Source organism: Thermithiobacillus tepidarius DSM 3134, from assembly GCF_000423825.1.
Classification (GTDB): domain Bacteria; phylum Pseudomonadota; class Gammaproteobacteria; order Acidithiobacillales; family Thermithiobacillaceae; genus Thermithiobacillus; species Thermithiobacillus tepidarius.
Genome location: NZ_AUIS01000034.1, coordinates 1 through 19,973, shown reverse-complemented (window position 1 = coordinate 19,973; position 19,973 = coordinate 1). Strand labels below are relative to the sequence as shown.

General features: G+C 64.9%; 11 protein-coding genes, 3 tRNA genes and 1 pseudogene. 5 read left to right on the top strand and 10 right to left on the bottom strand.

Annotation, left to right across the window (positions count from 1 at the left end):
* From tuf to modA, 6 genes are all read right to left on the bottom strand, one after another.
* Positions 1–1,090, bottom strand: a 1,090-nt coding sequence (gene tuf / locus G579_RS0112620) for an elongation factor Tu (protein ID WP_028990465.1), incomplete at its 3' end; no start/stop codon positions are given.
* 65 nt (positions 1,091–1,155) lie between these two features.
* A tRNA-Thr gene (locus tag G579_RS0112615) sits at positions 1,156–1,231 on the bottom strand.
* A 14-nt stretch (positions 1,232–1,245) separates the two neighbouring features.
* Positions 1,246–1,319 (bottom strand) — tRNA-Gly (locus tag G579_RS0112610).
* Positions 1,320–1,375: 56 nt separating this feature from the next.
* A tRNA-Tyr gene (locus G579_RS0112605) sits at positions 1,376–1,460 on the bottom strand.
* Between the two features lie 189 nt (positions 1,461–1,649).
* A complete protein-coding gene (gene modB / locus G579_RS0112600; protein WP_211218747.1) occupies positions 1,650–2,357 on the bottom strand; it encodes a molybdate ABC transporter permease subunit in 708 nt (235 codons plus the stop codon).
* Between the two features lie 3 nt (positions 2,358–2,360).
* Positions 2,361–3,116 (bottom strand): molybdate ABC transporter substrate-binding protein, encoded by a 756-nt coding sequence (modA, locus tag G579_RS0112595; RefSeq protein WP_028990463.1) that lies wholly within the window; start codon positions 3,114–3,116, stop codon positions 2,361–2,363.
* A gap of 358 nt (positions 3,117–3,474) precedes the next feature.
* Between modA and glgX the strand changes: the two genes are divergently transcribed.
* The 3 genes from glgX to treY are packed head-to-tail and all read left to right on the top strand — an operon-like array spanning position 3,475 to position 10,348.
* Positions 3,475–5,583: a glycogen debranching protein GlgX gene (glgX, locus tag G579_RS0112590; RefSeq protein ID WP_028990462.1), complete on the top strand. Its 2,109-nt coding sequence runs from the start codon at positions 3,475–3,477 to the stop codon at positions 5,581–5,583.
* On the top strand, positions 5,583–7,370 hold the full coding sequence (treZ, locus tag G579_RS0112585; RefSeq protein ID WP_211218746.1) for a malto-oligosyltrehalose trehalohydrolase: 1,788 nt from the start codon (positions 5,583–5,585) through the stop codon (positions 7,368–7,370). The genes glgX and treZ overlap by 1 nt, the downstream gene beginning before the upstream one ends.
* Complete coding sequence (gene treY, locus G579_RS0112580; protein ID WP_211218745.1) at positions 7,367–10,348, top strand: malto-oligosyltrehalose synthase; 2,982 nt, start codon at positions 7,367–7,369, stop codon at positions 10,346–10,348. The genes treZ and treY overlap by 4 nt, the downstream gene beginning before the upstream one ends.
* Here treY and treS read toward each other — a convergent pair.
* The gene (gene treS, locus G579_RS0112575; RefSeq protein WP_051181601.1) at positions 10,329–11,987 is read right to left on the bottom strand and encodes a maltose alpha-D-glucosyltransferase; all 1,659 of its coding nucleotides are present in this window, start codon (positions 11,985–11,987) and stop codon (positions 10,329–10,331) included. The two genes, treY and treS, sit on opposite strands and share 20 nt — an antisense overlap.
* Positions 11,988–12,221: 234 nt before the next feature.
* On the opposite strand from treS, the gene G579_RS18740 reads away from it, so the two are divergent.
* Complete coding sequence (locus tag G579_RS18740; RefSeq protein WP_081662785.1) at positions 12,222–13,388, top strand: DNA topoisomerase IB; 1,167 nt, start codon at positions 12,222–12,224, stop codon at positions 13,386–13,388.
* Here G579_RS18740 and G579_RS18365 read toward each other — a convergent pair.
* The 3 genes from G579_RS18365 to G579_RS17520 form a co-directional block, all read right to left on the bottom strand.
* Positions 13,301–16,954, bottom strand: a complete 3,654-nt coding sequence (locus G579_RS18365) for a bifunctional diguanylate cyclase/phosphodiesterase (protein WP_051181599.1) — start codon at positions 16,952–16,954, stop codon at positions 13,301–13,303. The two genes, G579_RS18740 and G579_RS18365, sit on opposite strands and share 88 nt — an antisense overlap.
* A 421-nt stretch (positions 16,955–17,375) precedes the next feature.
* A complete protein-coding gene (locus G579_RS0112560; protein WP_028990457.1) occupies positions 17,376–17,687 on the bottom strand; it encodes a hypothetical protein in 312 nt (103 codons plus the stop codon).
* A gap of 309 nt (positions 17,688–17,996) precedes the next feature.
* Positions 17,997–19,640, bottom strand: a complete 1,644-nt coding sequence (locus G579_RS17520) for a sensor histidine kinase (protein WP_051181596.1) — start codon at positions 19,638–19,640, stop codon at positions 17,997–17,999.
* 64 nt (positions 19,641–19,704) lie between these two features.
* Here G579_RS17520 and G579_RS0112550 point away from each other — a divergent pair.
* Positions 19,705–19,973: pseudogene (locus G579_RS0112550) on the top strand (ISL3 family transposase); the annotation flags it as partial.

Below are 19,973 nucleotides of genomic sequence, written 5' to 3'. Positions count from 1 at the left end.
TCACGTGCATCTTGACGTTGTCGCCGGGCATCACCATCTCCACGCCCTCCGGCAGCTCGCAGGCGCCGGTGACGTCGGTGGTGCGGAAGTAGAACTGCGGCCGATAGCCATTGAAAAACGGCGTGTGCCGGCCACCCTCTTCCTTGCTCAGCACGTACACCTCCGCTTCAAAGCGGGTGTGCGGCTTGATCGAGCCGGGCTTGGCCAGCACCTGGCCGCGCTCGACTTCGTCTTTCTTGGTGCCGCGCAGCAGCGCGCCGATGTTGTCGCCCGCCTGCCCCTGATCCAGGAGCTTGCGGAACATCTCCACGCCGGTGATGGTGGTCTTGCTGGTCGGCCGGATGCCGACGATCTCGACTTCATCGCCCACCTTGACGATGCCGCGCTCCACGCGCCCGGTCACCACCGTGCCGCGCCCGGAGATGGAGAACACGTCCTCGACCGGCATCAGGAAGGGCTTGTCGATGGCGCGCTCGGGCAGCGGGATGTAGGAGTCCATCGCCTCGGCCAGCTTGTAGATGGCCGGCTCGCCGATGTCGCTCTGGTCGCCTTCCAGCGCCTTCAGGGCCGAGCCGATCACCACCGGGGTGTCGTCGCCGGGGAATTCGTACTTGTCCAGCAGCTCGCGCACTTCCATCTCGACGAGCTCCAGGAGCTCGGCGTCGTCGACCATGTCGGCCTTGTTCAGGAACACCACGATGTAGGGCACACCCACCTGGCGGGCCAGCAGAATGTGCTCGCGGGTCTGCGGCATCGGGCCGTCGGCCGCCGACACCACCAGGATCGCGCCGTCCATCTGCGCCGCACCGGTGATCATGTTCTTGACGTAGTCGGCGTGGCCCGGGCAGTCCACGTGGGCGTAGTGCCGGCTCTCGGTCTCGTACTCCACGTGCGAGGTGGCAATGGTGATGCCGCGCTCGCGCTCCTCGGGCGCATTGTCGATCTGGCTGTAGTCGCGAAACTCGCCGCCAAACTTGGTCGACAACACCTTCGTCAACGCCGCCGTCAACGTGGTCTTCCCATGGTCCACGTGACCAATCGTCCCGACATTCACATGCGGCTTCGTGCGCTCAAACTTTCCTTTGGACATTGCGATCTCCCATGAACCACCGGCCGGTGGCGTCAACTAACACACGGTTCTTGGTATAACAAAATTGGAGCCCACAACCGGACTTGAACCGGTGACCTCTTCCTTACCAAGGAAGTGCTCTACCGACTGAGCTATGTGGGCGCAAGCTTCGCTTTTGGAGCGGGCGATGGGAATCGAACCCACACCATCAGCTTGGAAGGCTGAGGTTCTACCATTGAACTACGCCCGCAAAACCTTCCACTTTCAGTCAACATCCCTGGGTCACGCACTGCCGCAGGGCCAAAATGGTGGAGGGGGGAGGATTCGAACCTCCGAAGGCAGAGCCGTCAGATTTACAGTCTGATCCCTTTGACCGCTCGGGAACCCCTCCGCATTAAACGCACAATAATGCTGAAAGCCGTTACACCTGTCAAGCACGACCTCGCCAGCCGGGAGCAGCGGGGAGACCGGCTCCCGTCCGTCTTGCGGCGGCGGGGCACAGGGGATGCATATCGTACTGTCTGGAAGGACGGATGGCAAATGGCAAATACGGTCGCGCGCCGCGTCGCCGTCCGGCCGCTCAGGGGCGCGCCGGCCGACCGCCGCGCTGCAACGCGTTCATGGCCGCCAGCAGCGCAAAGGACACCAGCAGGAGCACCAGGGCGTAGGCGTGCGCCGCCGCGTAATTCAGTTGCTGCACTTCATCATAGAGGGCGATGGAAGCCACCCGCGTTTCGCCGGGGATGTTGCCGCCCAGCATGAGCACCACGCCGAACTCGCCCATGGTGTGGGCGAAGCTCAGGGTAACCCCGACGCCGATGCCGCGCCTCGCGGCCGGCAGGAGGATGCGCCAGAAGCGCTGCCACGGGCTCGCCCCCAGGGCCGCCGCCGCCGCGACCAGGTCCGGATCCACGCCCTTGAAGGCCGCCTGGAACGGCTGCACGGCAAAGGGCAGGCTGTAAAGCACCGAGCCGACCACCAGCCCGGCGAAGCTGAAGGTCAGCGACAGCCCGAAGGTGTCCAGCCAAAAGCGGCCGATAGGGCTCTGGGGTGCCAGCAGGATCAGCAGGTAAAAGCCGATGACGGTGGGCGGCAACACGATCGGCAGGGAGATCAGGGTCTCGACCAGGGCCACGCCGCGCCAGCGGCTCTGGTTCAGCCAATAGGCCAGCGGAATGCCCAGCAACAGCAGGATGAGCGTGGCGCTGAAGGCCAGGCGCACGGTCAGCCAGAGGGCCTGCCACAGCTCCGCCGGCAGGCCGTGCAAGGCGGTGATCAACCCGGTCACGGCTTACTCGGGCAGCAGGAAGCCGTAGCGGTTGAAGACGGCGCGTGCTTCGGCGGAGCGCAGGAATTCGATGTAAGCCCGTGCCAGGGGATTGGCCGCCCCGCGCCGGGTCAGCACCAAACCCTGGTCCATGCGCGGATAGCTGTCCAGGGGCACGGCGTAATAGCTGCCCTGCCCCGCCAGCTTGGGCGACTTGAGCAGGGACAGGGCGACGACCCCCACGTCGGCATTGCCGCTTTGCACGAACTGGGCGGTCTGCGAAATGTTCTCCCCCATGATCAGGCGGCCCTGCACTGCATCCCAGACGCCGGCGCGCGCCATGGCGGACTGCGCGGCCCGGCCGTAGGGAGCGTGGCTTGGGTTGGCGATGGCAATGCGCCGCACCGCGGGGTCTTTCAGCACGACCAAGCCGCGGGATACATCGACATCGCGGCGCAACGTCCACAGGGCAATGCGTCCGATGGCATAGCGGGTCAAACTCGCCGGGTCCGCCAGCCCGGCCTGGACCAGGGCCTGGGGATACTTCATGTCGGCCGACAAGAATACATCATAGGGGGCGCCGCCCTGGATCTGGGCGAAGAAATTGCCGGAAGAGCCGGTGGACAACTTGACATCGGCCTGCGGGTGCTGTTTTTTGAAAAGGGCGTTGAGGTCGTCCAGGCAATAGACCAGATCCGCCGCCGCGGCGATGCGCAGGGACTCGGCCTGGAGCGGCAGCGGCAGCAGCGCGAGCAGGATAAGAAACAGACGTTTTAGCATTGGGCTCCACCGAAACAGTTGCGGATTGCAGCCGGTACCCGGCCCGGAAATGGTATAAGGCTCCGCCCGCACGGGCAATTAAAAACTTGCCGATACCATCATAAACCCCACGCAGTATGTCACATGGCATGTCCGCCGAGCAGAGAAACCAGCGGCCGGCATTTATCAGACTTAGGTTATTTTTGGGGAAATGGCGTCACGGCTATAGTCTAGGTGGCTTGCCCTGCCCGCACCTATTCCATGCTGCCCAGTCACCAAGAACGAACATTCGCCCCGGCCGTTGCGCATGAATGCCCGGCGGGGAGCCAAGCCCGCCTGCCGCGCCGGCGGCGCCAGGGTCACGAACGGAGGAAAGAAGATGCAGGTATGGCCAGGAAGCTCTTACCCGCTGGGTGCCACCTGGGATGGCAACGGGGTCAATTTCGCCATCTACTCCGAAAACGCGACCAAGATCGAATTGTGCCTGTTCGATGCCGACGGCAACGAGGAACGGGTGCGCCTGCGGGAGCAGACAGCCTTCGTCTGGCACTGCTACATCCCCGGCCTGAAGCCGGGCCAGCGCTATGGTTATCGGGTGCACGGCCCCTACGAGCCGGAGCAAGGGCTGCGCTTCAATCCCAACAAGCTGCTGCTCGACCCCTATGCCAAGGCCATCGATGGCGTCGAGGACTGGGAAGCTGGCCTGTTCGGCTACGTGCTGGGCAACCCCGATCTGGATCTCGTGATGGACGAGCAGCTTTCCAGCGGCGCGCCCAAGTCGGTGGTGGTCGACCCCCATTTCGACTGGCAGGGGGACGGCGGTCCGAACATCCCTTGGCACAAGTCGGTGATCTACGAGACCCACGTCAAGGGGCTGACCATGCAGCATCCGGACGTGCCCGAACACCTGCGCGGCACCTATGCCGGCCTTGCCAGTCCCGCCATCGTGAAATACCTCAAGGAGCTGGGCATCACGGCCGTGGAGCTGCTGCCCGTGCACCAGCACGTGGATGACCATTATCTGGTGGAAAAAGGCCTGCGCAATTACTGGGGCTACAACACCATCGGCTTCTTCGCCCCGGATATCCGCTACAGCAGCAACAAGGAGGCCGGCGCCCAGGTCCAGGAGTTCAAGGAGATGGTGCGCACGCTGCATCAGGCCGGCATCGAGGTGATCCTGGACGTGGTCTACAACCATACGGCGGAAGGCAACCATCTCGGCCCCACCCTGTGCTTCCGCGGCATCGACAATCCCACCTACTACCGCCTGGTGGACGGCCAGCCGCGCTACTACATGGACTACACCGGCACCGGCAACAGCCTGAACGTGCGCCACCCGCAAACCCTGCAGCTGATCATGGACAGCCTGCGCTACTGGATCACCGAGATGCACGTGGACGGCTTCCGCTTCGATCTCGCCGCCACCTTGGCGCGCGAACTGCATGACGTGGACCGCCTGTCCGGCTTCTTCGACATCATCCACCAGGATCCGGTGATCTCGCAGGTCAAGCTCATCGCCGAGCCCTGGGACGTGGGCGAGGGCGGCTATCAGGTGGGCAACTTCCCGGTGCGCTGGGCCGAATGGAACGGCAAGTACCGCGACACCATGCGCCGCTTCTGGCGCGGCGATCCGGGCTTGATGGCGGAGTTCGGCTATCGGCTGACCGGCAGCAGCGATCTCTATCAGAACGACGGCCGCCGCCCCTACTCCAGCATCAACTTCATCACCGCCCACGACGGCTTCACGCTGCGCGACCTGGTCAGCTACAACCACAAGCACAACGATGCCAACTGCGAGGACAACCGCGACGGCACCGACGACAATCTGAGCTGGAACTGCGGCGCCGAAGGCGAGACGGACGATCCGCTGGTCAATGGCCTGCGGCGTCGCCAGATGCGCAATTTTCTGGCCACCCTGCTGCTGTCCCAGGGCACGCCCATGCTGCTGGGCGGCGATGAACTGGGCCGCAGCAAGGGCGGCAACAACAACACCTACTGTCAGGACAACGAGCTCAACTGGTATGACTGGCAGCTGGATGCGGAAAGCAGCGCGCTGCTGGATTTCGTCAAGCGGCTGGTGCATCTGCGCCTCGAGCATCCGGCGCTGCACCGCAGCAAGTTCTTCAAAGGCCGGCCGATCCGCGGCTCGGATGCGAAGGACATCATGTGGCTGGCCCCGGGCGGCAACGAAATGACCGATGCCGATTGGAGCGGCCAAGAGCACGGCACGCTGGGCGTGCTCCTGGCAGGCGATCCGCTGGAAGAGGTGGACGAGCACGGCCGGCTGCTGCACGACGACGGATTTCTGCTGATCTTCAATGCCAGCCCGCAGGGCGTGGAATTCATCCTGCCCGCCTTCAAAGGGCCCTGGGAGCTGCTGCTCGACACGACCCAGGAACGAGTGCCCGAGGGGGGCATCATCCACGAGGGCAAAATCAAGGTTTACGCCCACTCCCTGCGGCTCTACCGCTGTCCAAGGGAGGCATGATGGTTCCCCGACTAGGCGCCCAACCGACAGAACGCGGCTGCTGCTTTCGGCTGTGGAGCACGCGCGCCCGGCGCGCCGGCGTGGTGCTCTATGACCAGCGCGGCCAGGAAACGGCCGAACATCCCCTGACGCCCAAGGGCGACGGCATCTTCGAGACGGAGCTGGCCGGCGCGCAGGCAGGCGTCCGCTACAAATTCCGCCTGGATGACGGCCCGCCCCTGCCCGACCCCTACGCACGCTATCTGCCGGATGGGGTGCACGGTCCGGCGGAGGTGATGTCCGGCAGCTACAGCTGGCGCCATACCGATTGGGCCGGCCTGCCGCTGGAGCGGCTGGTCATCTACGAGCTGCACGTGGGCACCTTCACGCCCGAAGGCACCTTTGCCGCGGCCCGGGCGCATCTGCCCTACCTGGCCGACCTGGGCGTCAGCGCCGTCGAGCTCATGCCGGTGGCGGCTTTTCCCGGCCAGCGCGGTTGGGGCTATGACGGCGTCGCCCATTTCGCCCCCCATGCCGCCTACGGCACCCCGGACGAGCTGCGCGAACTGGTGGATGCCGCCCATGGCCTCGGCATGGCGGTGCTGCTGGATGTGGTCTACAACCACTGGGGCCCCGACGGCAATTATCTGAGCGCCTACAGCCCCGAGTACTTCACCAGCGCGCACAAGACACCGTGGGGGGACGCGCCCAACTTCGACCAGGCGCACTCGGCCTACATGCGCGCCTACGTCCTCGACAACGCCCGCTACTGGCTGGAAGAGTTCCGCTTCGACGGGCTGCGCCTGGATGCCACCCACAGCATCCAGGACGACAGCCCGCAGCACATCCTGGCCGCGCTGGCCGAACGCGTGAAGGCTCTGCCGGGCGGCAAGCTGCTCATCGCCGAGGATGAGCGCAACCTGCCCCGGCTGGTCACCGACTACGGCCTGGATGCCGTCTGGGCCGACGACTTCCATCACCAGGTGCACGTCCTGCTGACCCGGGAGCACGACGGCTATTACGCCGACTACCGCCCCGAACTGGTGGATTTGGCCAAGACCATCCACGGCGGCTGGCTCTACCAAGGCGAGATCTCGCCGCACCTGGACCGCCCGCGCGGCGAGCCGGCCACCGCCCTGGAGGCCGCCTCGCTGGTCTACTGCATCCAGAACCACGACCAGGTGGGCAACCGCGCCTTCGGCGAGCGCCTGAACCAGCTGACCAGCCTGGACCGCTACCGGGCGGTATCCGCCCTGTTGCTGTTCCTGCCGTACACGCCCCTGCTCTTCATGGGCCAGGAGTGGGCCGCCAGCACCCCGTTCCTGTACTTTACCGACCATCATGCCGAGCTGGGAGCGCAGGTCACCGCGGGGCGCCGCAGCGAGTTCTGCCACTTCCAGGCCTTCTCCACCCCCGGCAGCGCCGAGGCCATTCCCGATCCGCAGGCGCTGGCCACCTTTGCCGCCTCGCGCCTGGACTGGCACGAGACCGGCCAGGCACCCTACAGCCAAGTGCTCGACCTGTACCGGCAGCTGCTGGCGCTGCGCCGCTCGGACCCGGTGCTGAGCAATGGCAGCCGGGAGCGCATGACCGTGGGCACGCTGGCACCGGACGTTCTCTGGGTGCACCGCTGGGAAGGCGCGGAGCATCGCTTGCTGCTGCTCAACCTGGGGCTCGAACGCCCCCTGGCCGAGCTGGCCATGCCCGCGGGGCTGTCATGGCGCCCGCTGCTCGGCACCACCGCCGGCGGCCAGCTCCTGCCCATGCACAGCGCCCTGCTGCTTACCGCAACCGGAGACCCGGCGTGACCTCCAGACCCAAGGACACCGAACAGGATGCGCTGATCGACCGGCACTGTACGCCGGACCACATCCCGACCAGCACCTACCGCCTGCAACTGACGCCGCAGTTCGGCTTCGCCCAGGCCGAGGCCATTCTGGACTATCTGCGGGCGCTGGGCATCAGCGACGTGTACACCTCGCCCTACCTGCAGGCCCACGCGGGCAGCAATCACGGCTACGACATCATCGACCACAGCCGGATCAACGAGGAGCTGGGCGGCGAGGCCGGCTTCATCGCCTTCACGGATGCGCTGCGGCGCCGCAAGATGAAGCACCTCCTGGACATGGTGCCCAATCACATGGACATCACCAGCAATGCCAACGGCTGGTGGCAGGACGTGCTGGAAAACGGGCCGAGCTCGCAGTACGCCCCCTACTTCGACATCGATTGGTATCCGCTCAAGCCCGGCGTCAAGAGCCGGGTGTTGCTGCCCATCCTGGGCGACATGTACGGCCGCGTGCTGGAGCGCGGCGAACTCCGGCTGGAGCGGCAGAACGGGGCGTTTTTCGTGCGCTACTACGATCATTGCCTGCCCTTGGCGCCGGACTCCTGGATCGCCCCGCTGAGCCGGGCGCTGGAGCTGTTGCCCGCCGACACGGCGGAGGGCGACGACGCCCTGGCCATCCAGGAGCTGCAGAGCATCACCACGGCATTGAAACACCTGCCGCCGCGGGAGGCCACCGAAGCGGAACAGGTGGAGGAACGCAATCGGGAGAAGGAGGTGATCAAGCGCCGCCTGGAGGCCCTGTGCGCCCAATCGGCGCTGATCCGGAATGCGGTGGACCGGGTGGTCGCGGAGTACAACGGCACGCCGGGCGACCCGCACAGCTTCGATCTCCTCGACGCGCTGCTCAACGAGCAAAGCTATCGCCTGAGCTTCTGGAAGGTCGCCACCGAGGAGATCAACTACCGCCGCTTCTTCGACGTCAACGACTTGGCAGCCCTGCGCATGGAAGACCCGCGCGTGTTCCAAGACACGCACGGGCTCATCCTGCGCTACATCGCCGAGGGCCGCATCACCGGCCTGCGCCTGGACCACACCGACGGCCTGTATGCGCCGCACCGCTACTTCAACTGCCTGCAATTGGAGCGCTGCAAGCAATTGCTCGGCGCCGAGGCAGCGGCGCTGCTGGAGCGGGTCGCGCAACGCCTGCAGACGGCCCGGGTGCCGGCGCTGCCCCGCCCGCTCTACGTGCTGGTGGAGAAAATCCTCGAACCCGGCGAGCACCTGCCCACCCGCTGGCCCATCTACGGCTCCACCGGCTACGATTTCCTGAACGCCGTCGGCGGGCTGTGGGTGGACGCCCGGGCCGAGCGCTCCCTGACCAGCACCTACCGGCGCTTCACCGATATGCGCGATCCCTTCGAGGAAATCGTCTACCGCAGCAAGAAGCAGATCATGCGCGGCAGCCTGGCCAGCGAAACCGCCGTGCTGGCCCACGCCCTCAAGCGCTTGGCCGAGGGCGACCGGCGCTCCCAGGATTTCACCCAGAACAGCTTGGCCTCGGTCATCCTGGAAACCATCGCCTGCTTCCCCGTGTACCGCACCTACGTGGACGAGGACGGCAGCCGCGAGGAAAACGACGACCGCTACATCGAACAGGCCATCGAAACGGCCAAACAGCGCAATCCGGGCATCAGCCCTTCCATCTTCAACTATCTGCGTGACGTCCTGCTGCTGCGCTTCCCGGAAGGCGCCAGCGACGCGCAGCGCAGCGAGCAGATCAGTTTCGCCCTCAAGTTCCAACAGGTCACCAGCCCGGTCATGGCCAAGGGCGTGGAGGACACCGCCTTTTACGTCTACAACCGCCTGGTCAGCCTCAACGAGGTGGGTGGCGACCCGGCGCGTTTCGGCGTCAGTCCGGCCGAATTCCATGCCCAGAATCAGGAAAGACTGGAAATCTGGCCCCTGTCCATGACCACCACCGCCACCCATGACACCAAGCGGGGCGAGGACATGCGCGCGCGCATCAGTGTGCTGAGCGAAGTGCCCGTCGATTGGCGCACCCTGGTCAACCGCTGGAGCCGCCTGAACCGCAGCAAGAAGACGGAGCTGCGTGGCCAGCCGGCGCCGACCCGCAATGACGAGTACCTGTTCTACCAGACGCTGCTGGGCGCTTGGCCGCTGGAGCCGATCCTCGAGGATGACCAAGCCTACGCCCACTTCGTGGAGCGCATCGACGCCTACATGCTCAAGGCCGTGCGCGAGGCCAAGCAACGCACCGGCTGGATCAGCGCCAACGAGGATTATGAGCAGGCACTGAGCCGCTTCGTCCAAGGCACCCTGAAAAACCGGCGCGGCCGCTTCGTGCAGAGCTTGTACGCCACGGTGGCCAAGCTGGCCACCTTCGGGGCCTGCAACGGCCTGGCGCAGACGCTGCTGAAGCTTGCCTCACCCGGCGTGCCGGACTGCTACCAGGGCAGCGAGCTGTGGGACTTCAACTTGGTGGATCCCGACAACCGCCGGCCGGTCGATTTCGACCGGCGCCGCGAGCTGCTCGACAGCATTCAAAGACGGATCGACGATCGCCTGGCCTTGGCCCGGGAGCTGCTCGACAAATTTCAGGATGGCGCGGTCAAGCTCTACGTCATTCACACGGCCCTCAACTGCCGCCGCCAGCACCTGGAGCTCTTCATCCACGGGAATTATCAGCCGCTCTCAGGCGGCGAGCACGTGGTCGCCTTCGCCCGCAGCCTCGCGGGCAAGACGCTGGTGGTGGCCGTGCCCCGCTTCCCGTTCAAACTGACCCAGGGCTTGGAACCCTGGCCGCTGGGCGAAGTGTGGGGCAGTGCCACCCTGGAATTGCCGCGGGCCGGCACCTATCAGAATCTGCTGACCGGCGAGCGGCTCACCAGCAGCGGGGAGCAGGACGGCCTGTCCCTGAGCCAGGTGTTCCAGCATTTCCCGCTGGCCTTGCTGGAATTCACGGGCGGTCCAGCCTGAACCACAGCGAGGCATAGGGCCCCAAGGTAAGGAAATAAGGCAGCTCGCCGATGGGCGGAAACGGCGTCTCGCCCAGCATCTCGACCGGGCAGCGGCCGTTGAAGCGGGACAAATCCAGCTCGGCCGGCTGGGCGAAGCGCGACAGATTGTTGACCACCAGCACGTCCACCCCCTCGTGGCAGCGCAGGTAAGCCAGGACCCGGCGATTGGCCAGGTTCAGGAAAGTGATGCTGCCGCGCCCGAAGACCTGGTAGCGCTTGCGCGTCTGGATCATGCGCCGAGTCCAGCGCAGCAGCGAGGATTCGGTACGCAGCTGCGCCTCCACGTTGATGGACTGGTAGCCGTAGACCGGGTCCATGATGACGGGCAGATAGAGTCGTTCGAAATCGGCTTTGGAGAAACCGGCGTTGCGGTCGATGGACCACTGCATGGGCGTGCGCACGCCGTTGCGGTCACCGAGAAAGATGTTGTCGCCCATGGCGATCTCATCGCCGTAATAGAGAATCGGGCTCCCCGGCAGCGTCAGCAGGATGGAGGTCAAGAGCTCGATCTGCCGCCGGTCGTTGTCCAGCAGCGGCGCGAGGCGCCGGCGGATGCCCACGTTGATCTTCATGCGCGGGTCCTTGGCGTATTCCGCGTACATGTAGTCGCGATCCTCGTCGGTCACCATCTCCAGCGTCAGCTCGTCGTGGTTGCGCAGGAAGATGGCCCATTGGGCGTTCTCGGGGATGGGCGGGGTCTGCTCGATGATGTCGACGATGGGGGTGCGATCCTCCCGGCGCAGGCCCATGAAGAGACGCGGCATGACCGGGAAATTGAAGCACATGTGGAACTCGTCGCCGTCGCCGAAGTAGTCCACCACGTCCGCCGGCCACTGGTTGGCCTCGGCCAGCAGCAGGCGCCCGGGATACTCGGCCTCCACCATGGCCCGCAGCTCCTTGATGTAGGCATGCGTTTCGGGCAGGTTCTCGCAGTTGGTCCCCTCCCGCTCGAAAAGATAGGGCACGGCATCCACCCGGAAGCCGTCCAGCCCCAGATCCAGCCAATAGCGGATCACGTTCTTCATCTCCTCACGCACGGCGGGATTGTCGTAGTTGAGGTCGGGCTGGCTGGAGAAAAAACGGTGCCAGTAATACTTGCCCGCGACCGGATCCCAGGCCCAGTTGGAGGTCTCCGTGTCGGTGAAAATGATGCGGGTGCCCAGGTACTTGTGATCCGTGTCGCTCCAGACGTAGTAATCGTGGTAAGGATTGTCGGGCCCCAGGCGCGCCTGCTGGAACCAGAGGTGCTGATCCGAGGTGTGGTTGATCACCAGGTCGGCGATCACCCGCAGCCCGCGCGCGTGGGTCTCCTCCAGGAACATCTTGAAATCATTGAGCGTGCCGTAGTCGGGATGGATCTGGTAGTAATCGGCGACGTCGTAGCCGTCGTCGCGCAGGGGCGACACGTAGAAGGGCAGCAGCCAGAGCGCGTCGACCCCGAGGTCGCGCAGGTAATCGAGCCGGGTGATGAGTCCCTGGAAGTCGCCGATGCCGTCGCCGTTGGAGTCCTGGAAGGCACGGACGTGCAGTTCATAGAAGACGGCGTCCTTGAACCACAGCAATCCGGCAGCCGTCGGGTTGGGAGATAGTGTCGTCATAGCTCCGATCGTTAGATTTATTCTATGGCGGCCAACACTTGGATTGGGGCAAGTGAACCGAGGCCGGGGGGCTCGGCTGGTTTATTGTTGCGGCTGACCGGGATTCCAGCCATCGACCGAAGGTCTGCTTATAAAGCGGGCCGGAAGAGACCAGAATCGACCGGGAATCAACATCCGGCCGACAGTAGAGCGCATGGGCGCGACGCGCCGGCCGCGGCCACAGGCAGCTTCCGGATGGATCACACGACCGCCTCCCACACCATCGCCCCCGACGCCGCCGGCACCTCAGGCGACACCACCGTCATCGCGGACCTGCCGCGCCTGCGCGGCTGGTACCGACGCGGCAATCCGAAGACCGGCTTTTGGTACGAGAACGCCAAGGGACAGGCGATCCGCTCCCCCGCGCACCTGAAGCGCATCGAGCAGCTGCACATCCCGCCCGGCTGGCGCGACGTGCGCATCTCCCCCAGCCACACGGCCAATCTGCAGGCCACCGGCTTCGACGCCAAGGGCCGCAAGCAGTACATCTATCACCCGGACTTCGTCGCCCGCCAGGCACGCAAGAAATTCGAGCGGCTGGCCACCTTCGCCCATGCCCTGCCGCGCATGCGCGAAGTCACCAATGCGCACCTGCATCTGGAAGGACTGCCCAAGGAAAAGGTGCTGGCGGCCGTGGTGCGCCTCATCAACGAGACCTATTTTCGCGTCGGTTCGCAGCGCTACGCCAAACACCACCGCACCTTCGGCGCCACCAGCCTGCGCAAGCGACACTGTCGCATCGAGGGCCGCCGCATCATCTTCACCTTTCGCGGCAAGCGCGCGGTGGTGCACCGGCGCATCGTCACCGACGAGGTGCTGATCTGCGTGGTCACGGACCTGCTGCAGCTGCCGGGCAAGCAGCTCTTCCAGTATCAGACCGAGGACGGCACCGTGCAGAGTGTCAGCGAGCGCATGCTGAACGCCTACCTGAAGGAAGTGCTGCATCCGGCATGCTCTGCCAAGGACTTCCGCACCTTCGGTGGCAGCCTGCTGGCCGCCCAGATTCTGGCCGAGCTGGGTCCGCCCGAATCGGCCAGGGATGCCAAAAAGAAACTGACGACCTGCGTGCGCCGGGTGGCCGAGCGGCTGGGCAACACCCCAGCCGTGACCCGCTCATCCTACATCCATCCCGTCGTTTTTGAGCTTTTCGAGCAGGGCAAAACGCTCAATGACGTACAGAAGGTCCGCCGCTATCGGCGGGTGATCTCACGGCAGTCAGGCCATACGCCGGAAGAAGTGGCCTTTCTCCAGCTGCTGGAGATCGAAGCGAGGGTTCAGATGACGGCATCGGCGGGCGAAGTCGGCGAGCGTTCCGCGAGAAACGCGCCAAAGGCCTCGGCGGACAGCGGCCGGGAGAAGTAGAACCCCTGCATCAGGCAGCAGGCGTTGCTGCGCAGGAAAGCCAGCTGCGCCTCCGTTTCCACCCCTTCGGCGATCACCTCCAGGTTCAGGCTGCGGGCCATTGCGATGATGGCCTTGGCGATGGCGGCATCATCCGGCGCATCGGTGATGTCGCGCACAAAGGAGCGGTCGATCTTCAGCTTGTCCACCGGAAAACGCTGCAGATAACCGAGCGAGGAATAGCCGGTGCCGAAGTCGTCGATGGAAATCTTGATGCCCATGGCCTTCAGCTCGCGCAACTTGCGGATACTGGCTTCCTCGTGCTGCATGAAGATGCTCTCGGTCAACTCCAGCTCCAGGAAGCGCGGCTCCAGCCCGCTGTCCCGCAGCGCCTGGCGTATCGTCTGCACCAGGTTCTGGTGCTTGAACTGACGTGCCGATAGATTGACCGCCACCCGCAGCGGCGCGAAGCCGGCCTCCTGCCACGCCTTGTTCTGGGCGCAGGCTGTACGCAGCACCCAATCGCCAATGGGCAGGATCAACCCGGTTTCCTCGGCCAGCGGGATGAACTCGGCAGGCGAAACGAAGCCCTGCTCCGGCCGCTGCCAGCGCAGCAGCGCCTCCATGCCGACCACCGCTCCGCTCTCCAGATCGATCTGGGGCTGATAATGCAGAGACAGCTGCCCCGCCTCCATGGCGTGGCGCAGGGCGTTTTCCAGGGCCAGCCGCTCGGCGGATATAACGTTCATGGCGGCTGTATAAAACTGGTAATGGTTGCCCTGCTCCTTGGCGGCATACATGGCCAGGTCGGCCTGTTTCAGCAGGCCTTCCGGGGTCTGGCTGTCGCTCGGGTAGAGAGCGATGCCGATGCTGGCATTGACGAAGAGCTCGTGGCCTTCCAACCAAAAGGGCTGAGCAAAGGCATCGAGGATCTTGCGGGCCACCAAAGCGGCATCCTGGCCCTTGTGCAGGCCCGACAGAATCACCGTGAACTCGTCGCCGCCCATGCGCGCCACCGTGTCGCTCTCCCGCACACAGAGGGACAGACGCTCCCCCATGCCGCGCAGCAGCAGGTCGCCGATGCCGTGGCCCAGCGTATCGTTGATCAGCTTGAAGCGATCCAGGTCGAGGAACATGACCGCCACCAGCTGCCCGCCGCGTTCGGCCTGAGCCAAGGCCTGCTGCAGGCGATCCTTGAACAGCAGCCGGTTGGGCAGGCCGGTCAGGGTATCGTAGTAGGCCAGGCGGTGAACCCGGTCCTCGGCGATCCGCCGCTCCGTGATGTCGCGTGCCGCAGCATACACGCCGGCCACATCGCCTCGTTCGTCATGGAATACGGTGGCGTTGAACTCCACCGGCGTGCTGTGGCCATCCTGATGGCGAATCTCCATGCCATAATCACGTACCGTGCCATTGTGCACCACCAGGCGCAGCCCCTCGCGCGCGCGCTCGGGATCGCTGGTATAGGCGAAAATCTCCGTATTGATCAGCGCATGCCGCGGCAGGCCGGTCATGCTCTCGAAAGCCAGGTTCACGTCTGTGATGATGCCGTCGCAGGTGACCGTGGCAAGCGCGTCCAGGTTCGCCTCGATCAGACTGCGATTGTAGCGCCCAAGTGCCTGGATGCGGCTCTCGGCCTGTTTGCGCTCGGTGATATCGTTGGCGACCACCACCAGCCCCGCCCGCGTGCCATCTACCTCGAAAAGCGGCACCTTGGCCACCTCGAACTCGCGCAGACGGCCCAGCGCATCCGGGATCAGCTCATGGGAGTCATGGCGGGCCTGCGTCTGCCAGACTTTCTCATCGTCCGCCGCGCAGGTCTCCAGCGCCTCGCGCAGGGCAGGTACCATGCGCGCCAGCTCGCGGTCGGTCTTGCCCTGCCAGTCGAGCCGCGCCAGCCGGAACAGCCGCAGGCCGTGGCTGTTGACCACCTGCCAGCGGCTCTTGCCATCCTTGAAAAACACCGCCAGCGGCAAGGCTTCGAGCAATCGCTGGAGCTGAGCGCCGGTCTGCTGCGCGGTACGCTCGCTCTGCGTCAGGCGGCGCACCAGCGGCATCACCTGCCAGCGCAGCAGGAGCATGCCGCCCAGGGCCAGCGCAAAAAGCAACAGGAAGAGCTGCTGCATCTGCTGGTGGATGGGTTCGTACAGTTCGGCCTCGTCCATCTTCACGATCATGCCCAAGCCCAGCGCGCCGATGGGCGCATAGGCATTGACCACGGGGCTCTGTCGATAGTCCAATCCGAAGGTGACGGCGCTCTGCCCCTCCAGCGCCGCACTCATGGGCAACGGCCGGCCATCCACCTGGCGGGAACGCAGCACCGTACCCGCGGGCTTCAGCCGATGCGGGAAACACATCATGTGACGGGGCCCGCGCGGGGCGCACACCACCACCTCGCCGCTCCGGCCCAAGCCGACCATGTCGCGCCACATCTCGTCCAGCGCCCGCAGCGGCACGTCGGCCACCAGCCGGCCGCGCTCGCGCCCGCCGGCAACAAAGGGAACCTCGACCTTGAGCATCCAGCCGTCCCGCCAAAAAAGGGTCGTCTGTTCGGGTAGATTCAGGGTCGCCTGCAACGGCGTCAGCGGCGTCAATTGCCCGGCTTCCGCCAGCACGCCCGCATTCCCACCCCCCAGGAGCCGAATGCCTGAGAACAATCCGCCCATGGAACTTTGGATGATCCGGGCCAGCTCCCGGCGCGCATCCGGTCCAGCGGCATCGGCATCGCTCATGAGTTGCATCAGCCTGGGCCGAACCGCCAATTCGCGCACTGCCAGCGAAGCAGCCTGGATTTCGCTCTGAAACAGCAGCACCCGGTTGTCCCGCGCCATGGACAGCGTGTTCTTCAGGGCTCCTTCGGTCTGCTTCTTCAACACGCCGAAGCTGGCCAAGCCGGCGCTCAGGACGAGGAAAATCAGGATGGAGCCGCCGATGAAGTGAATCTGCTCGTGCTCCCTGCCGGCGTAGCGTTCCTGATACCAGACGGTGCGGTGAATGCGGAACCACAGTCCCAGGCCCAGGACCAGGATGCCGAAGGCCGTCGCCTGCGCCATTTCGCTGGCCGGATGAGCGCCAAAGGCGTCTTCCAGGTTGAGCAGGTAGCCGGAAATGCCCAGGAGCCCCAGGAACACCACCCCTACCGCCAAAACTTGCGCCAAGCTGCCCGCCCACCGGACATGGCTGAAGCAAGCCAGCATGAACACCAGCGCACCCAAGGCAAAGGCTACCGCCGCATCGAGGGCCATGCGCCCGGAATACCCCGCCATTGCCGTGCCGGCGGCCGGATAAAGCAGCCTGTCGATGCCCAGATCCGTATCGAAACCGTACTGGACCAGGGTGAGGCCGGCCAGCAGGAGAACCAGACCCGCCAACCACACGCGCTGGCGGGCGTAGGCCGGGCGATTGCCCGGCAACAGCAGGGCCATGCCCGACAGCAGCAGACTCACTGCCGAATTGAGCGTCATCGGCGCAAATCCAGGCACGATGCCGGCCAACTCCGGCCGCCCGGCCCACCAGGCCAGCATGACGAAGCTGCCGAGCACGACGATGGCGAATCCGCTGAGCGCGGCCGGAGACGCTTTCGCCAAGGCGTCTTTCAGTACTAGCAAAGGATCCTGCCTAATCAAGATGATGAACCCGGCCTCGCCCTCTGACGAGCGAGCCAGCCGCCAAGCGAGACGCAATCACGCGCCGCACCACGTCCTGTGGCGCTGCAAAATGGAAATAGCACAGACACGTGAAACAGGTAAGCTCTCCGACGGGCATGATGATCCGGCGCCTCGGGGCGCCAGCAACGGCTCCTGCAGCAACGGCCATGAGCAGCCGCGCGGGCCTCACGCACGAAAGAAAGCGCTGTTTGCGATGGAAAAGGCCAGGGCCGGGAACGGGCCGGCTGCGCCCGCTCCGTACGTTGCGGCGCAGGTGGCGGGAGTATAGGGCAAAAGAAATCGCCGCTCTACCGCCTGCCTCGGTGCGCCGGGCACAGACGCGTTGAGAGGGAGGGAAAGGCTAAATCTTGGTGAATTGGCGGATTTTCTGCTTCACCACGGAGAGAGAACTCTTCCGGTGCTTGGCCTTCCACTGCTCGATGACCTCGCGGGAATGCATGCGCAGATTGCCGCAGTTGTTGCAGACCATCCAGATGATCGGGATATGGGCGGGAGGAATGGTGAAGGAACCGTCCGCGCTGTTCTTCAAAATCATCGCCGTGCGGGCTGCATCCTCCTGGTTCAGGAACCAGTTGTTCTGCCCGCAGATACCACAGCTCGGGTTCGCGCCGGCAGCAGCCAAAAAATCCGCGATGTCATCGTTGGTCAGCATGTTTTTCTCCGCAAGAAGAGATCGTGCAAGAGCCGTTGATGCCCCGATATGGGCAGAGGCACGGATCCATGCAATTCAAAGGCTCATATGCTGGTTGCCCATATCCGCACCAGCACGCCGGCGCGCTACGACGTCGACGCCCGCGTACGCCGGCACACTGCACAGATCACGCCAAAAGGACACGCCCGCCGACTTACCTGCCCGGCAGGGACCAGCCCAGGATGGATGCTGCTGTACCGAAAGTTTGGAGAGCCCGCCTGCACTATGCGTCTCAAACATAGTCAACGCTCCTGCCCCCTGCCATCCGCCTTAAGCCTTATCCGACTGCGGGGGCTCGACAGCGCTTGCCGCCGCGTTGCAGCTGGCGCCCAGCCTCCCGGCAAGCGCAGGCCAGGTGAAGTAGAAGGTGGCGCCCTGCTCCACCTTACCCTCGGCCCAGATGCGGCCGCCGTGGCGGGCGATGATGCGCGCCACCGTGGCCAGGCCGATGCCGGTGCCCTCGAATTCGCTGGCGCCATGCAGGCGCTGGAAGGCGCCGAAGAGCTTGTCGGCATAGGCCATGTCGAAGCCGGCGCCGTTGTCGCGCACGTAAAAGGCCGGCCCGCCGTCGAATTGGGTGCGGCCGAACTCGATGCGCGCCGGCACCCGCCGGCTGGTGAACTTCCAGGCATTGCCCAGCAGGTTCTCCAGGAGGATCTTCAAGAGCCGAGCATCGCCCTCGGTGTGCAGGTCGGGGGCGATGACGAACTCCACCTGCCGCTCGGGTTGCGCGGCATACAGGTTCTCGGCCACCTGCCAGGCGATCTCGCTCAAGTTGACCGTCGCCCAGCGCATCTCGCTGCGCGTCACCTGCGCCAGGCCGAGCAGGTCGTCGATGAGGTGGCTCATGCGCTGGGTGGCGTGGCGCACCCGCTCCAGATAGCGCCGGCCCTCCGGATCGAGCAGCTCGGCGTGGTCCTCCAGCAGTGCCTGGCTGAAGCCGTCGATGGCGCGCAGCGGCGCGCGCAGATCGTGCGACACCGAATAGCTGAACGCCTCCAGCTCCCGGTTCACCGCCACCAGCTCCGCCGTCCGCTCCGCTACCCGCTGCTCCAATTCGGCATTCATCTGCCTGATTTTTGCTTCCGCACGCTGCCGCTTTTGCTCGGCGCGCCTGCGCGCGCTCACGTCCTCCACCACGGCAATGAGGTACTTGGGTTCGCCCGCAGCATCCCGCACCAGCGAACCGGTCAACTTCGCCCAAACAGGAGAGCCATTCCGATGAATGTAGCGTTTCTCTCGCGCGCATATGGAGACCTTGCCGGCCAGCATTTGCTGAATGCAGTCGAGATCATCGGCCAGATCCTCCGGATGCGTGATTTCCTGAAAATGCTTTTGCACGAGTTCGCTGCGGCTGTAGCCCAGGATATCGCAGAGCTTTTGGTTGACCTGGAGCCACTGACCAGTCGGACTCAGCTGCGCCATACCCACGGCCGCCTGCTCGAAGATGGCGCGAAAGCGTTCCTCGCTCTCTCGCAGCGCCTCTTCCACCCGTTTGCGTTCGGTGATGTCCTGCACCGTGCCCATCATCTGCCGCGGTTTGCCTGCCGCATCCCGGGCCGATATCTCGCCCTGGGCGGAGGCCACCCGTTCGCTGCCGTCCGGCAAGAGAATGCGGAAATCCGCTTGGCAGCCACGCTCCTCCTGAAGGGCGGCCTGGATCACGCGCCGCACCGCCTCGCGATCGTCCGGGTGCAGCCGGTCAAAGAAGGCGACGCGCGACGCGGTCGGATCTTGCGGCTGCAGCCCGAAGATCCGATACAGCTCATCCGAGCCGCGTACCTCGTTGCTGCGCGCATCCCAAATCCAGCTGCCCAAATGAGCGATTCGCTCGGCCTCGGCAAGGCAACTCTCGCTCCTGCGCAATGCCTCTTCCGCTTCCTTACGCGCGGTGATGTCATAGCGGATGGCCACGTACTGAAAGCCTCTTTTCAATTTCGAGTGGGTAAGCTGGACCTGAGCAGGTACGGGATCGGGTATGACTGACAAGCTGTTTGAGGCTGCCTTGGGGGTCTCTCCGCCGTGGCAGGTGACGGGCGCGGACTTCGATTTGGCGGCCAAGACGCTCACCATCCGGGTGGACTTCATCGCCGGCAGCCGCTTCGCGCTGGCTGGCGTGGAGGGCCAGCATCCGGTTCACGACACCGTCGCCAAGCGTTACCGGCACCTGAACTTCTTCCAGCACGAGTGCTTCCTGGAAGTGCGTGTCCCCCGGGTAAAGCTGCCCGATGGCAGCGTCCGCCAGGT